Source organism: Sphingopyxis sp. PAMC25046, assembly GCF_004795895.1.
Taxonomy (GTDB): Bacteria; Pseudomonadota; Alphaproteobacteria; order Sphingomonadales; family Sphingomonadaceae; genus Sphingopyxis.
The window spans coordinates 256,091-270,180 of record NZ_CP039250.1; the positions used below are offsets into that span (position 1 = coordinate 256,091).

Sequence of the window (14,090 nt, forward strand, 5' to 3'; positions counted from 1 at the left end):
GGTTCGCGCCCGCCCTATCACCAATTCTTTCCTTCTTCTATCGCGGCTTCCTCGTCGGGCCGGGTCGCGCGGCCGAGGGCTTCGTTGCGATGCGGGAAGCGGCCGAAGCGGTCGACGATGTCGAAATGTTTCTTGGCGTAATCCTGGAACATCGGGTCGTCGAACGCCGCGAACAGGCGCAGCGATTCGCGCTGGTCGCCGAGATCCTCGCTGTGCTGGAAGGGCAGGCAGGCGAACTGGCGGCGCTCGTCGGGCCAGCCCTCGTGCCAGCCGCGCGCGACGATGCCATGCGCGATCGCGCGGGCGAGGCTGTCGGTCGCGAAGGCGTCGGCGTGGCCGCGATAGATGTTGCGCGGCACCTGATCGAACAGGATCGTCGCCGCGAGCGCGGTGTCGGGTTCGGTCAGAAAGGCCTCGGCGGGCTGCGAACGGAGGGCCTCGTGCCAGCCTTCGGCAAGATCGCGGACCTCGGCATCGAAATCGGGGCCGCCGCCGTACCAGTCGTCCATGCCATGGTCGTCGAACCAGAAGGCGAGCAGTTGCTTGGCCCAGTCGGCGGGGGGAGGGGCGGGCGCTTGGGAATCACTTGTCATTGCGAGCGCAGCCAAGCAATCCATAGCGGTTTGCGCAACCCTGGATAGCTTAGCTGTGCGCTCGCGAAGCTATTCGCCCTTCGCTTTGCGGTACGGCACGAACTCGCCGAGCGAAACGAAGCCGCTGTACATCCGACTCGTCCGATCGTGCAGTTCGAGCGTGTCGATGCTGCACAGCTGGCTCCCCGACGTCCTGAGGACGAGGATATCGTCGTCGTCGAGCGATTCGGCGCCGCCCTTCGGCCGGTTGACCCAATAGGTGCTGCCGACCTTGTAGACGATCGCCGTCTTGTCGATGATCTGCGAGCTGCGCGCGGTCGACAGCGGGATGCAGCTCTGCGGTTCGCCGGCGACGCGGCCTTCGAGCAGCTTGGCAAGCTCGGCCTCGGGATCGAGCTTCTCGCGCGCGGTCGCGGCGGGGGCGGCTGCTACGGCCGCGGCGGCAATGAGCGCCGGGATGAGGTGACGCATGGTTCGACTCCTGTCTTCATCATAGCCTACCCGGCGCCCGTTTACGCGATTGTGCGTGAACAGGGGCTGACTCGCCGCTGTTTCAGCACGCTCCGTCGGGGAGCGGAATGCCGAATGGGCCCTTGCATTTCTTCTTTTTCGCGGGCTCGGCGGGGGTGCTGCCACCCGTGTTCGAGCCGCTCATGCCGCCGAAGTCGGCGCCGATCATCAGCATCGTGTGCGATCGGAAACGGACTTTCGCGGTCCAGTCGATGTTCCACACGGCATTGCCCGCCGGCTTTGGCGGATAGGAGAAATTGGCTTCGGGCCCGAAGGCGTTCAAATTGCCGATCATCATCTCGCCCGATGCCTTCTTGACCTCGGCGGGGATCTGGCAGCTCGTCTGCGACGGCGGCATCACGATCTTTTTGGTGATCAGGTTCGCGACGACCGACGGCGGCAGCCAGTCCCACAGGCCGCCGCCGAATTCGCGCGCGTTGCTGCTCGTCCACCACACCATGTCGCCGTTCCCGCCGCCGCGGTCCATGCCGCCGAACGCCCAGGCGACATAGCCGGTCGCCGGCTGGAGTGCGTTCCAACGGATCATCACCGACCCGTCGCCCTGCATCGTGGTCGAGGCACCCAGCGCGGGCATATAGTCCTGCGCAAGCGTGAAATTGATCTCCGGCCCCACATTCCCCGCGATGCGGTGCGCGCCGAGCAGCGAGCTGTCCTTCGGCACCGCTTTCGACGATTTGCGGTTCGGCCAGTCGGCATAGGAGGCGCTGTTCGACGTCATCACCTCGCGGATGCGCGGGACGGTCGAGGTAAAAAGGTTCGGCGGCACTTGCCCCGCCGCGACCTTGGCAAAATCGATCACGACGGGCTGCCCCGGCCCGGCCTTGGCGCCGCAGCCCCAGAACAGCAGCAGGCGACCCTTGGGGCGCTCGAAATTGTCGGGCATTTCGTTGCCGTCCTCGCGCTGACGCGGCTGGCCGGGCTCGGGGCCCCATAGCGGCAATGACGCGCCAAGCTTCGCCTGCGGCTGGAAAAAATGATCGGCGCGCGCGGGCGGCTTGGTCGGCGGCAGGTTCGCCCCGAGCCGGAGTTCGATCGTGCGCGCGACCTGATTTTCGGGGCCGCCGCCGAACATCATCCCCATCATGCCGCCCACGCCGGGTTTGCGTCCGCCCGCGGTCATCGCGGCGAAACCCGACATCGTCGCGACGTCCATCTCGTATCGTTCCTTGGGGCCGGTCGTTTTTTGCGCCGAACCGGGAACGGCGACGAGCGTCGCGGCGACGGCGGCCGCGGAAACGAAACGCAGAGTCGAACGCATATTATCCTCCCTATTGCGAGGGATTCCCCCACGGATGATGCGACCGAATCATGTTTCTGTTTGGTTATCCTATATGCGCGGCGAGGCGGGACGCCAAGTGAGGGCGATCACTCCGGTCGCCCTCCCCCTCGACGGCGCCTTGCGGCAAGGCTGCATATCCTTCTCCCGTTAAGCGAGAAGGAATCTAGGCCGTCCCGCCGACGGTCAGCCCGCTCACCAGCAAGGTCGGCTGGCCGACGCCCGCGGGGACGCTCTGGCCGCCCTTGCCGCAGATGCCGATGCCTTCGTCGATCGCCATGTCGTTGCCGATACCCGTGACCTTGGTCAGCACGCTCGGCCCGTCGCCGATCAGCGTTGCGCCCTTGATCGAGTCGCCCAATTTGCCGTTCTCGATCTTGTACGCCTCGGTGCAGGAAAAAACGAACTTGCCCGACACGATGTCGACCTGTCCGCCGCCAAAGCTCTTGGCGAAGATACCGTTCTTGACGCGGCTCAGAAGCTCGGCGGGATCGTCATTCCCGCCGCGCATGAAGGTGTTGGTCATCCGCGGCATCGGCGCGTGCGCGAAGCTCTCGCGGCGCCCGTTGCCGGTGGGTTCGACACCCATCAGCCGCGCGTTGAGGCGGTCCTGCATATAGCCTTTGAGGATCCCGTCCTCGATCAGCACCGTTTCGCTCGTCGGCGTGCCCTCGTCGTCGATGCTGAGCGAGCCGCGGCGGCCGCCGCCGACCGGGCTTTCCATCGCACCGTCGTCGACCACGGTGACGCCCGGCGCCGCTACGCGTTCGCCGATCCGGCCCGAAAAGGCGCTGGTGCCCTTGCGGTTGAAATCGCCCTCGAGCCCGTGACCGACGGCTTCGTGGAGCAGCACGCCGGGCCAGCCGGGGCCGAGCAGCACGGTGAACTCGCCCGCAGGGGCGTCGACCGCGCGCAGATTGACGAGCGCCTGGTTCAGCGCCTCGTCGATCGCGCGGTTCCACTGCGCCTCCTCGAACAGATGATCGTACATGTAGCGGCCGCCGAGGCCGAAATAGCCGCTCTCGCGCCGCCCGTTCTCCTCGACCACGATCGAGACGTTGAGGCGGACGAGCGGGCGGATGTCGGTCGCGAGGAAGCCGTCGGCGCGGACGATCTCGACCACCGACCAGCTCCCGGCGAGCGCGACCGAGACCTGTACGACGCGCGGATCGCGCGCGCGCGCGGCCGCGTCGACCTTCTGGCAAAGCTCGACCTTCTTCGCGAAGGGGATGAGGTCGAGCGGGTTCGCCTCGTCGTAAAGGTGGCGGTTGGTGCGCGGCGGCGGGCCGGCGGGGGCTTGGCTGGCGGGATCGAGCAGCGCGAGCGTCTCGGCGGCGCGGCGGATCGCCCCCGCGCTGACGTCGCTGGCATGGGCAAAGCCCGTCATCTCGCCCGACACGGCGCGGAGGCCAAAACCGGCGTCGGTCGAATAATCGGCGGTCTTGAGGCGCCCGTCGTCGAAGCCGAAGCTCTCGGTCGCGCGATATTGCAGGTAAAGTTCGCCGTCGTCGGCCTTGGCGAGCGCTTCGCGCGCGAGCTTCTGCGCCAGATCGGGGTCGAGCGCGTCGGCACGGTAGAGGAAGCGGCGGGGATCGGTCGGGCTTGTCATCGGAGTGATATAGGGAAGCGAGCCGATGAGGCAAAGGCCCGTTCGCCGCGCGGGGGGAATAGAAGGCTGGACAAGTCCGCAACGCTCTGGTGAAGCCCATGGGCATGGCCGAGGTCAAATTGCATCCCGACTGGCTCGCCCGCATCGGCGGCGAGTTCGAGCAGCCCTATATGGCGGCGCTCAAGCAATTTCTGGCGGGCGAGCGCGATAAGGGGAAGGCGATCTTTCCGCGCCCACGCGACTGGTTCGCCGCGCTCGACGCGACGCCGCCGCAGGACGTGCGCGTCGTGATCCTGGGGCAGGACCCCTATCACGGGCCGGGACAGGCGCACGGGCTCTGCTTTTCGGTGCAACCCGGCGTGCGCACCCCGCCGAGCCTCGTCAACATCTACAAGGAAATGAAGAGCGACCTTGGTATCGCGCCCGCTTCGCACGGCTATCTCAAACATTGGGCGAGCCAGGGCGTGCTGCTGCTCAACAATTGCCTGACGGTCGAGGCGGGGATGGCCGCATCGCATCAGGGCAAGGGGTGGGAGAAGTTCACCGACGCCGCGGTCGCCGCGGTCGCCGCCGACCCGGCGCCCAAGGTCTTCATCCTGTGGGGCAGCCACGCGCAGAAGAAGGCGGCGAATGTGCCGGGGCTGGGGCCCGACGGCCCGCACCTGATCCTGCGCGCGCCGCACCCCTCGCCGCTGTCGGCGCACAACGGCTTTTTCGGGTCGCGGCCGTTCAGCCAAGCGAACGCATTTCTCGAGGCGAAGGGACGCGGCGCGATCGACTGGCGCCTGCCCGACAATCCCGACGCATGAGCCCCGCCGCATGAGCATATTGGCCGATCCGGCAACGCTGGCGATTCTGGTCGTCGCGGTCGTGCTGCTCGGCATGGCGAAGGGCGGGCTCGCCGGGGTCGGCGCGCTCGCGACGCCCCTGGCAGCCCTCGTGCTGCCGCCCGCGACCGCGGCGGCGCTGCTGCTGCCCGTCCTGATCGTTCAGGACGTGATCAGCGTCTGGTCGTTCCGCAAGACGTGGGACGGCTGGATCATCGGCTGGATGCTGCCCGGCGCTGCGCTCGGCATCCTCGCGGGCTGGTATTATGCCGAACGGGTGAACGAGGCGCAGCTGATGGCGGCGCTGGGCGCGATCACGCTCGCCTTCGGGCTTTACCGTCTGTGGGTCGAGCGCGGCGGGCGGATCGTCGCGGCGTCGCAGTCGCCGGGCTGGGTCGGCAGCCTGTTCGGCTTTGCGACCGGGCTGACGAGCCAGATCGCGCACGCCGGCGGCCCGCCGTTCCAGATGTGGGTGACGCTGCGCCGCCTGCCGCATCTCGTCTTCATCGGGACGAGTTCGGTGCTCTTCGCGCTGATCAACTGGATGAAGGTGCCCGCCTATCTCGCGCTCGGCGCCTTTCCGCACGAGGTGGTCGTCGCGGCGCTGCTGCTGATGCCGCTCGCGATCGTGTCGACGCTGCTGACCGTGCGCTGGATGAAGCGGATGAATCCCGAACGCTTCTATGTGCTCATCTATGCGCTGATGGTGTTGCTCGGCGCCAAGCTGCTCTGGGACGGGCTCGCGGGATGAGCGCGCCCGTGATCCTCGTCGATGCCGACGCCTGCCCGGTGAAGGACGAAATCTATCGCGTCGCGTGGCGGCACGAGGTGCCGGTCAAGGTCGTGAGCAACAGCCGCCTGCGCGTGCCCGAGCATCCGCTGATCGAGCGCGTTACCGTCTCGGACGGCTTCGACGCCGCCGACGACTGGATCGCCGAAGCGGCGGATGCGAAGAGCATCGTGATCACCGCCGACATATTGCTCGCCGACCGCGCGCTGAAAGCGGGGGCGAGCGTGCTCGGCCCGAACGGCAAGCCCTTCACGGCGGCATCGATCGGCCCCGCGATCGCGACCCGCGCGATCATGGCCGACCTGCGCGCGGGAATGGACGGCCGGGTCGGCGGACCGCCGCCCTTTTCGAAGGCCGATCGCTCGCAATTCCTGCAGGCGCTCGATACGGCGCTGGTGCGTTTGAAGCGCGGATAGAAAGTTTCTTTCTTTTTTTCAAATCTTTGTGAGTTTTTCTGCGGCGAGTGATGGCGATCACGGCCGGGCGCGACCCCGCGCGGCATAAGCCGGGTCATCGGGAAATACCCGAGCCCAATTCGACGACTTTGAACCGATTCTGAAAGGAAATGACGATGAACAGGAAGATGATCGCCCCCGTCCTCGCGCTCGCCATCCTCGCCTCGGCGACCCCCGCGATGGCGCAGTCGGCGCAGCCCGCGCAGGGCGGCATGACGCTGACCTCGAACCCGATCCAGATCCTGATCGGCCTGCTGCTCCCCGCAGTGCAGAAGGTGCGCGAAGCCGCGCGCTAGGCCCGACCGGTTTCCTATCCGGGCCGCCCCACCACGGCGGTCCGGAACCACAGCCCTCCCGCCCCTGCGACCCAGGCGGGAGGGCTGTCTCGTTTTCGAGTTCTGCTTCTAGCCCGCGGTGCCCGCCGCCTGCATCTCGGCGATCAGGCCGTTGTCGATTTCTTTCGCGCGCTGGTAGGCCGGGCGTTCGCGAAGTCCGGCGGCATAGGCCTCGAACGCCGGGCGCAGCGCGATGGTGCCGAACTGCAGCCCCCAGTCGATCTGGCTGCCGACATAGACGTCGGCGGCACTGAACCGCTCGCCCGCGACGAAGGCCTTGCCCGCAACCGCGCTTTCGAGTGTGTCGAGCGCCGCGGCGAGCGAGCCGAAGCCCGCCATACGCTGCTGGTCGGCGTCGGGCTCGAATCCGAAATTTTTGGCGGTGATCGCCTGCTCGACGGGGCCCGCGGTGAAGAAGAGCCAGCGATAATAATCGGCGCGGTCGGCCGGGTCGGGGGCGAGCCCGGCTTCGGGAAAGGCGTCGGCGAGATAGGCGCAGATCGCGGCGCATTCGGTGACGGCCTTGCCATTGTGGACGATCGCCGGAACCTTGCCCATCGGGTTCACCTTGAGATATTCGGCGTCCTTCATCGTCGTCCCATAATCGAGGATGCGCGGCTCGTAAGGCACGCCGACCTCTTCGAGCATCCAGCGCGCGATCTGTCCGCGCGACATCGGGTTGGTATAGAAAATCAGTTCGTCGGCCACCATGCTTCTCCCATTGGATCGATTCGGGTAGGAACATATCAAGAACAATGTTCGACTGCCAGCGGACTTGTTTTGTCATGCCAGCGGGCTAAGGCAAAGCGATGAGCGACGAACGCATCTGGACCGCCGCCGTGCTGGTGATCGGCGACGAGATTCTCTCGGGCCGAACGCAGGACAAGAATGTATCGCAGATCGCGACCTGGCTCGACGTGCAGGGGATCAGGCTGCGCGAGGTGCGCATCGTTCCCGATGTCGAGGACGAGATCGTCGACGCGCTGAACGCGATCCGTGCGCGCTACGACTATGTCTTCACCACCGGCGGCATCGGCCCGACACACGACGACATCACCGTCGATGCGGTGGCGAAGGCGCTCGGCGTCGGCGTCATCGTCCATCCAGAGGCGCGCGCGATCCTCGAGGGCTATTACAGCAAACGCGGCGGCGAACTGACCGAAGCGCGGCTGCGCATGGCGCGCACCCCCGAAGGCGCCGAGCTGATCCCCAACCGCATGTCGGGCGCGCCGGGTATCCGCATCGGCAATCTGTTCGTGATGGCCGGGGTACCGCACATCACCGCGGGGATGCTCGACGCGCTGACTGGTGAGCTCGAAGGCGGCAAGCCGCTCGTCGCGCATACGATCGGCGCCTGGGCGCCCGAGAGCGAAATCGCCGACCTGCTCCGCCTCGGCGAAAAGGAGCATCCGGGGGTCGCGATCGGCAGCTACCCCTTCTTTCGCGATGGCAAGGTCGGCGCGAATTTCGTCATTCGCTCGGTCGACGGCGCCGAGGTCGCGGCGTGCACCCAGATGCTGACCGCCGGCTTCGATGCGCTCGGCTACGCGGTGACCGACGGCGGGATCTGATCGGCCGGCTGCGCGCGCGGCAGGCGGCGGAGCATGGCAATCGCCAGCAGGCCAAAGATGGCGGCGACGATGAAGGCGGCACCCGGAAAATGCACCGGCGCCTTGTCGGCGGTGAAATAAGCCATCGTTCCCGTGAGCAGCAGCGGCGCGACGAGCTGTCCCAGCCCCATCGCCATCGCCGAAATACCCTGCACCTCGCCCTGCGTCTCCGCGGTGGCCCGGCGCGACATCATCGCCATCAGCGACGGCTGGACGGGGGCCTGCAACGCGACGGGGATCAAGAGCAGGAAGGCGCCGATCGTCGAGGTGGTGAAGGCATAGCTAACGTAAACCGCGACTGCGACAAGGATGCCGAGCGTCGCCGCGTCGCGTTCGCCGAAGCGCGCGACCGCGGGGCCGACGACGAAGACCTGCCCCAATGCGATCATCACCCCGACCGCGGCGAGGCTCGCGCCGATCATCCCCGGCGTCCAGCCGAGCTGTGCGATGCAGTAAAAGCTCCATGTCATCGGATAGACGAGGCTCGCGATCTGCCACAGCACGAGCACTCCGGCGACGCCGTCCATGCCGGGCAGCGCGCGCATCGTCTGCCACGCGCCGAGCGGATTGGCGCGGCGCCAGTCGAAGGCGCGGCGGCGCTCGGGCGGCAGCGTTTCGGGGAAGATGAACAGGCCATAGAGCATGTTCGCGGCTGCGAGGATCGCGGCGGCGACGAAGGGCGCACGCGGGCTCATCTCGCCGAGGAAGCCGCCGATCGCGGGCCCGGCGACGAAACCGATCCCGAACGCCGCGCCGACGAAGCCGAAGTTGCGCGCGCGCTCCTGCGGAGCCGTGATGTCGGCGATCGCCGCCTGCGCCGCGGCGTAGCTGCCGCCGAAAATGCCCGACAGCGCGCGCGCGACGAACAGCCAGGGCAGGGTCTCGACGATCGTCAGCAGCGCGTAATCGACCGCGAGCCCGCCCAATGCGAGGAGCAGCACGCGCCGCCGCCCGAAATGGTCGGAGAGATTGCCGAGCACGGGCGAGGCGATAAAGGTCGCGACCGCCATGACGAGCCCGATCCACGCGCCGACCTCAATCGCGTGCGGCAGGTCGATCTTGCCGACCTCCATCACAAGCTGCGGCAAGACCGGCATGATGATGCCGAAGCCGACCGCATCCATGAAAATCGTCGCGACGATGAAGGGGATGGTGCGCGAAGGCGTCACTTGTTCTTTTCCCTTGTCCCGGCCTTTGTCCTATTAAGTGCCACCGAACCCTCCTTGATGCGTTGCCGATAGATGAAACTCGAAATCTCCGCCTCCCTAAATTACCGGCTGTCCGAACCCGTCGACCTGATGCTCCAGATCGAGGCGGCGAACGGCGGCGGCCAGCGTGTCGAGGACGCCTCGCTCGACCTCGGCGAGCCCGAATCCATTTCGCGCGTCCCCGCGCCCGACGGCATCTGCGACCCGATCTGGCTGCGCGCCGAGGGCACGCTCCGCGCCGAATATCGCGCGCGCGTCGTGGTGGACCGCCCCGACATCGACCTCGCGTCGCTGGCCGAAGTGCCGCTGCACCGCCTGCCGGCCGAGGCGGTGCCCTATCTCAACGAATCGCGCTATTGCCCGTCGAACAAGTTTCACGCCTTCGTCGACCGCCGCTTCGGCGAGCTCGAAGGCGGCGCGAAGATCGTCCGCATGCGCGACTGGATCGAGAGCCGCTTCACCTATGTCGCGGGCACCAGCACCATCGATACCGGCGCGCTCGACAGCTTCGTCGAGCGGCGCGGTGTGTGCCGCGACTATGCGCATGTGATGATCGCGCTCGCGCGCGCCGCGCATATCCCGGCGCGCATGGCGAGCGTCTACGCGCTCGGCGTCCGGCCCATGGACTTCCATGCCGTCGCCGAAGTCTATCTGGATGGCGACTGGCATATGGTCGACGCGACGGGGATGACGAGGCCGTCGGGATGCGCGCGCATCTGCATCGGCCGCGACGCCGCCGACATCGCTTTTCTGACCGCCTATCGCGAGATCCAGCTGGTCGAGCAGTCGGTGACGGTGGAGAAGGTTTAGGGGGGGGGCGTGGCAAAGCCACGCTGTCAGTCCCGCTGTGCGGACTGGCCGGACTTTCGCGGATCGCGATAGCGGGGCCAAATCGCTGCGAAAATCTGGAGCGGGTGAAGGGAATCGAACCCTCGTCGTAAGCTTGGGAAGCTTCTGCTCTACCATTGAGCTACACCCGCGCGCCGTTTCTGGCCTTTGCCGCCTTCCGGCGCGGCGGTCAATCCTTCAGCGCGCCGCTTCGCGGATCGTCTCCATCGCGACGAAGGTCGAAGTGCTCGCGACGTGCGGCAGGCTCGAGATTTTTTCGCCGAGGACGATACGATAGCGACGGATGTCGGGGGTGCGGACCTTGAGCAGATAATCGAAGCTGCTCGCGATCATATGGCATTCCTCGACCTCGGGAATCTGCCGCACGGCCTTGTTGAACTGCTTGAGCGCCTCTTCGCGGGTGTCCGACAGCTTGACCTCGGTGAAGGCGACATGGTCGAGCCCCACCTTGGCTGGATCGACGATCGCGCGAAAACCGGTGATCAGCCCGCTGTCGACGAGGCGCTTCACGCGCTGCTGACACGGCGTTTTCGAAAGGCCGACCTGCACGGCCAGCTCGGTGAAGGTGATCCGCCCGTCGCGTCCCAGAATCGCGAGGATCTTGCGATCGAATTCGTCCAATTCGACTATCAATGGGCTATTTTTCATCTGAATCGACTAATATGTGCTCAAATCTTGGTCAATTCATATGTCACTTGCTATCAAACAAGTCGTATCGACTTCAGTCAATATGGTAGAAGCTGCCATGATCCCAAGCCCCGACCGCGCCGCCATCCGCGCCCTCGCCCGCCGCAGCGAATCCGACATCGTCGCCGAGCTGCGCGCTGCCCTCGCAACCTCTTCGGCGAGCGTCGATGCCGTGACGCGCCGCGGGCTCGACCTGATCCGCAAGGCGAAGGCCGAGGGCGAGCGCGAAACGCTCGTCGCGCAGTTGATGAACCGTTATCGCCTGTCGACCGAGGAAGGCGTCGTGCTTATGTGCCTTGCCGAGGCGCTGCTGCGCGTTCCCGACAATGCAACCGCCAACGCGCTGATCCGCGACAAGATCGCCGGGCGCCACTGGGCCGAGGGCGACGATGACGACAGCCCGCTGGTCGTTGCGCTGTCGGCGCGCGGCCTGTCGCTCGGTTCGGCGACGTTGATGCTCGATGCGATGGGCAGCAAGGCGAAACCGCTGAACCTGCTCAAATCGATGATCCGCCGCTCGGGCGAGCCGGTGATCCGTCAGGCCGCGCTCGCCGCGATGAAGCTGCTCGGCCAGCAGTTCGTGATGGGCGAGACGATCGACGCCGCGGTCAAGCGCGCCGACAAGGAAAAGAGCGAGCTCGCGAGTTTCGACATGCTCGGCGAAGCGGCGCGCACAGCGGATGACGCGCTACGCTATTTCGACAGCTATGCCGCGGCGATCGCGCGCATCGGCAAGGGCGCGAAGCCTGGCGACCCGCATGCCAACCACGGCATTTCGATCAAGCTGTCGGCGCTCCACCCGCGCTACGAATATCTGCAAACAGCGCGCGTGCGCGATGAGCTGATCCCGCGCGTGATCGAACTCGCGAAGGCGGCGCGCGCGGTGAATATCCCGCTGATGATCGACGCCGAGGAAAGCGACCGGCTGGAACCGCATGTGGACGTGTTCGCGGCGCTGATCGACGCCGGTATCGCCGACGGCTGGACCGGGCTCGGCATCGTCATTCAGGCGTATCAGAAGCGCGCGCCGGCGGTGATCGACTGGCTCGCGAACCGCGCGCGGGCGCGCGGGGTCAAACTGTCGATGCGGCTCGTCAAGGGCGCCTATTGGGATACCGAGATCAAGCGCGCGCAGACGCTGGGCTTAAGCGACTTTCCTGTATTCACCGCCAAGCTGCACACCGACCTCAATTACATGCGCTGCGCGCAACTGCTGCGCGACTGCCAGGATTGCATCTATCCGGCGTTCGCGAGCCATAATGCGATGACGCTTGCGTTCGTCGCCGAGCTGTTCGCGGGCGCCGATTACGAGCTGCAGCGGCTGCACGGCATGGGCGAGGGCGCGCACGACGCGCTCGTCGCGCTCTTCCCGCCGCCGCGTCCGGTGCGCGTCTATGCGCCGGTCGGCACGCATCGCGATCTGCTTGCCTATCTCGTTCGCCGCCTGCTCGAAAATGGCGCCAACTCCAGCTTCGTGCATCAATTCTCCGACCCCGACGTCAGCGCCGAACAGCTTGCGGTCGACCCGCGCAGCGTCGCGAGCGCGGCGTCGTCAAACATTGCAACCGGGCTCGAATTATTCGAGCCGGCGCGGCGCAATTCGCGCGGCTACGACCTTGGCGATCCGGGCGTGCCCGAGGCGCTGGTCGCGGCGATCGGCGCGGCGCGGCGCGCGGACCTGGTCGCGGCGCCGATCGTCGGCGGCGTCGCGCGCAAGGGCAAGGCGGATCCGGTGCGCAATCCCGCGACGGGTGCGGTGGTCGGGCAGGTGATCGAGGCTGATGCCGCCACTGTCGCCGATGCCGTTGCTGCCGCGCGTAAAGCGCGGGACAATTGGAGCCTCGCGGGGGGCGCTTTCCGGGCCGGGCGGCTCGAACGCGCCGCCGACCTGCTCGAGGAGCATGACGCGCTCTTCCTCGGCCTCGCGATCGACGAGGCGGGCAAAACGCTCGTCGACGCGGTCGCCGAGGTGCGCGAGGCGGTCGATTTCCTCCGTTATTACGCCGCGCAGGCGCGCGCCGATTTCACCTATCCGGTCGCGCTTCCCGGCCCGACGGGCGAGCGCAACGAGCTGATGCTCGAAGGCAAGGGCGTGTTCGTTGCGATCAGCCCGTGGAACTTCCCGCTCGCGATCTTCTTGGGGCAGGTGTCGGCGGCGCTCGCCGCCGGCAATGCGGTGCTCGCGAAACCCGCCGAGCAGACGCCGCTGATCGCGCACGCCGCGGTCGAGCTGCTGCTCGAAGCGGGGATTCCGGGCGATGTGCTCCATTACCTCCCGGGCCGCGGCGAAACCGTCGGCGCGGCGCTGACAAGCCACGACGACATCATCGGCGTCGCCTTCACCGGATCGACCGAGGTCGCGCGAATGATCAACCGCAGCCTTGCGGGGCGCGACGGCCCGATCGCGACGCTGATCGCCGAAACGGGTGGCGCGAATGCGATGATCGTCGATTCGACCGCGCTTCCCGAACAGGTGGCGCGCGACGCCGTTGCCTCGGCTTTTCAATCGGCGGGCCAGCGCTGTTCGGCGCTGCGGCTGCTGTGCGTGCAGGACGATGTCGCTGACACGATGATCGAGATGGTGGCGGGCGCGATGGCCGAACTCAACGTCGGCGACCCGTCGATCCTTGCGACCGACGTCGGCCCGATTATCGACGACGAAGCGCAGGCCAACATCGCCGCCTATGTCGCCGAAGCGCGCGCCGCTGGGCGGGTGATCGCCGAGGCGACGCGAACCAACCTGCCCGCGGGCGGTCATTTCGTGCCGCCGGTGCTGATCCGGCTCGACCATGTCACCGATCTGAAGCGTGAGATTTTCGGCCCGGTTTTGCATGTCGCGACATGGAAAGGCGGCGAGCTCGACGCGCTGATCGACGCGATCAACGCCTCGGGCTATGGCCTGACGCTCGGCGTTCACACGCGCATCGACGGTGTGGCGGCGCGTGTCGCGGCGCGAGCGGCGGTCGGCAACGTCTATGTCAACCGCAACCAGATCGGTGCGATCGTCGGCTCGCAGCCCTTTGGCGGGCGCGGGCTGTCGGGGACGGGGCCCAAGGCAGGCGGCCCGCATTATCTGCACCGCTTCGCCGAGGAAAAGTCGATCTCGACCGACATCACCGCGGCGGGCGGCAATGCGGCGCTGATGGCGGGGTGAAACGCGGACGCAGGTCGGGCATCAGTTAAAACCACGAGGCCCGATACAGAGTGGACAGCTGTCCCGGGCAATACGTCCGAAAGCGTCTCGCGGCAGAATGCCGCGGCGACCCTATATTATGGTTGCCCCCCGCAGCGGCTCCCGGATTAGCCGTTTCGGGGCGGCG

General features: G+C 66.8%; 14 protein-coding genes and 1 tRNA gene. 7 read left to right on the forward strand and 8 right to left on the reverse strand.

The window, feature by feature from the left end:
* Positions 1–17: 17 nt before the first annotated feature.
* The 4 genes from E5675_RS01205 to tldD all read right to left on the reverse strand — a co-directional run bounded on the left by E5675_RS01205 (position 18) and on the right by tldD (position 4,009).
* Positions 18–593 (reverse strand): DUF924 family protein, encoded by a 576-nt coding sequence (locus E5675_RS01205; protein WP_136173082.1) that lies wholly within the window; start codon positions 591–593, stop codon positions 18–20.
* A gap of 69 nt (positions 594–662) precedes the next feature.
* Entirely contained in the window at positions 663–1,064 is a 402-nt protein-coding gene (locus E5675_RS01210) for a hypothetical protein (RefSeq protein WP_136173083.1), read from the reverse strand.
* Positions 1,065–1,146: 82 nt separating this feature from the next.
* Positions 1,147–2,382, reverse strand: a complete 1,236-nt coding sequence (locus E5675_RS01215) for a hypothetical protein (protein WP_136173084.1) — start codon at positions 2,380–2,382, stop codon at positions 1,147–1,149.
* Positions 2,383–2,566: 184 nt separating this feature from the next.
* Positions 2,567–4,009 (reverse strand): metalloprotease TldD, encoded by a 1,443-nt coding sequence (gene tldD, locus E5675_RS01220; RefSeq protein ID WP_136173085.1) that lies wholly within the window; start codon positions 4,007–4,009, stop codon positions 2,567–2,569.
* 104 nt (positions 4,010–4,113) lie between these two features.
* On the opposite strand from tldD, the gene ung reads away from it, so the two are divergent.
* The 4 genes from ung (at position 4,114) to E5675_RS01240 (ending at position 6,377) form a co-directional block, all read left to right on the forward strand.
* Positions 4,114–4,818, forward strand: coding sequence for a uracil-DNA glycosylase (ung, locus tag E5675_RS01225; protein ID WP_136176284.1), 705 nt, complete (start codon positions 4,114–4,116; stop codon positions 4,816–4,818).
* A gap of 10 nt (positions 4,819–4,828) precedes the next feature.
* Positions 4,829–5,587, forward strand: a complete 759-nt coding sequence (locus E5675_RS01230) for a sulfite exporter TauE/SafE family protein (protein WP_136173086.1) — start codon at positions 4,829–4,831, stop codon at positions 5,585–5,587.
* Positions 5,584–6,042, forward strand: coding sequence for a YaiI/YqxD family protein (locus E5675_RS01235; protein ID WP_136173087.1), 459 nt, complete (start codon positions 5,584–5,586; stop codon positions 6,040–6,042). Before E5675_RS01230 ends, E5675_RS01235 begins: the two co-directional genes overlap by 4 nt.
* Positions 6,043–6,197: 155 nt before the next feature.
* On the forward strand, positions 6,198–6,377 hold the full coding sequence (locus E5675_RS01240; protein WP_136173088.1) for a hypothetical protein: 180 nt from the start codon (positions 6,198–6,200) through the stop codon (positions 6,375–6,377).
* 108 nt (positions 6,378–6,485) lie between these two features.
* On the opposite strand, the gene E5675_RS01245 is transcribed toward E5675_RS01240, so the two are convergent.
* Positions 6,486–7,124 carry a glutathione S-transferase family protein gene (locus tag E5675_RS01245; protein ID WP_136176285.1) on the reverse strand — a complete coding sequence of 213 codons (639 nt, stop codon included), beginning with the start codon at positions 7,122–7,124 and terminating at the stop codon, positions 6,486–6,488.
* Positions 7,125–7,225: 101 nt separating this feature from the next.
* Between E5675_RS01245 and E5675_RS01250 the strand changes: the two genes are divergently transcribed.
* Positions 7,226–7,987, forward strand: a complete 762-nt coding sequence (locus E5675_RS01250) for a competence/damage-inducible protein A (protein ID WP_136173089.1) — start codon at positions 7,226–7,228, stop codon at positions 7,985–7,987.
* Here the strand turns inward: E5675_RS01250 and E5675_RS01255 are convergent.
* Positions 7,960–9,195: an MFS transporter gene (locus tag E5675_RS01255; protein WP_136173090.1), complete on the reverse strand. Its 1,236-nt coding sequence runs from the start codon at positions 9,193–9,195 to the stop codon at positions 7,960–7,962. The genes E5675_RS01250 and E5675_RS01255 overlap by 28 nt on opposite strands.
* A gap of 72 nt (positions 9,196–9,267) precedes the next feature.
* Here E5675_RS01255 and E5675_RS01260 point away from each other — a divergent pair, with 72 nt between their 5' ends.
* Positions 9,268–10,044, forward strand: a complete 777-nt coding sequence (locus E5675_RS01260; protein WP_136173091.1) for a transglutaminase family protein — start codon at positions 9,268–9,270, stop codon at positions 10,042–10,044.
* A gap of 96 nt (positions 10,045–10,140) precedes the next feature.
* Here E5675_RS01260 and E5675_RS01265 read toward each other — a convergent pair.
* Together E5675_RS01265 and E5675_RS01270 are read right to left on the reverse strand one after the other, a co-directional pair.
* Positions 10,141–10,214 (reverse strand) — tRNA-Gly (locus E5675_RS01265).
* Between the two features lie 46 nt (positions 10,215–10,260).
* Positions 10,261–10,731, reverse strand: coding sequence for an Lrp/AsnC family transcriptional regulator (locus E5675_RS01270; protein WP_136173092.1), 471 nt, complete (start codon positions 10,729–10,731; stop codon positions 10,261–10,263).
* A gap of 97 nt (positions 10,732–10,828) precedes the next feature.
* Here E5675_RS01270 and putA point away from each other — a divergent pair, with 97 nt between their 5' ends.
* Complete coding sequence (gene putA / locus E5675_RS01275) at positions 10,829–13,924, forward strand: bifunctional proline dehydrogenase/L-glutamate gamma-semialdehyde dehydrogenase PutA (RefSeq protein WP_210727590.1); 3,096 nt, start codon at positions 10,829–10,831, stop codon at positions 13,922–13,924.
* The last annotated feature ends 166 nt before the right edge of the window (positions 13,925–14,090 follow it).

What these genes read in the sequence shown, in the direction of transcription:
- E5675_RS01205 (WP_136173082.1), bottom strand. Translation starts at nt 593, where the DNA reads ATGACAAGTGATTCCCAAGCGCCCGCCCCTCCCCCCGCCGACTGGGCC.
- E5675_RS01210 (WP_136173083.1), bottom strand. Translation starts at nt 1,064, where the DNA reads ATGCGTCACCTCATCCCGGCGCTCATTGCCGCCGCGGCCGTAGCAGCC.
- E5675_RS01215 (WP_136173084.1), bottom strand. Translation starts at nt 2,382, where the DNA reads ATGCGTTCGACTCTGCGTTTCGTTTCCGCGGCCGCCGTCGCCGCGACG.
- tldD (WP_136173085.1), bottom strand. Translation starts at nt 4,009, where the DNA reads ATGACAAGCCCGACCGATCCCCGCCGCTTCCTCTACCGTGCCGACGCG.
- ung (WP_136176284.1), top strand. Translation starts at nt 4,114, where the DNA reads ATGGCCGAGGTCAAATTGCATCCCGACTGGCTCGCCCGCATCGGCGGC.
- E5675_RS01230 (WP_136173086.1), top strand. Translation starts at nt 4,829, where the DNA reads ATGAGCATATTGGCCGATCCGGCAACGCTGGCGATTCTGGTCGTCGCG.
- E5675_RS01235 (WP_136173087.1), top strand. Translation starts at nt 5,584, where the DNA reads ATGAGCGCGCCCGTGATCCTCGTCGATGCCGACGCCTGCCCGGTGAAG.
- E5675_RS01240 (WP_136173088.1), top strand. Translation starts at nt 6,198, where the DNA reads ATGAACAGGAAGATGATCGCCCCCGTCCTCGCGCTCGCCATCCTCGCC.
- E5675_RS01250 (WP_136173089.1), top strand. Translation starts at nt 7,226, where the DNA reads ATGAGCGACGAACGCATCTGGACCGCCGCCGTGCTGGTGATCGGCGAC.
- E5675_RS01260 (WP_136173091.1), top strand. Translation starts at nt 9,268, where the DNA reads ATGAAACTCGAAATCTCCGCCTCCCTAAATTACCGGCTGTCCGAACCC.
- E5675_RS01270 (WP_136173092.1), bottom strand. Translation starts at nt 10,731, where the DNA reads ATGAAAAATAGCCCATTGATAGTCGAATTGGACGAATTCGATCGCAAG.
- putA (WP_210727590.1), top strand. Translation starts at nt 10,829, where the DNA reads ATGATCCCAAGCCCCGACCGCGCCGCCATCCGCGCCCTCGCCCGCCGC.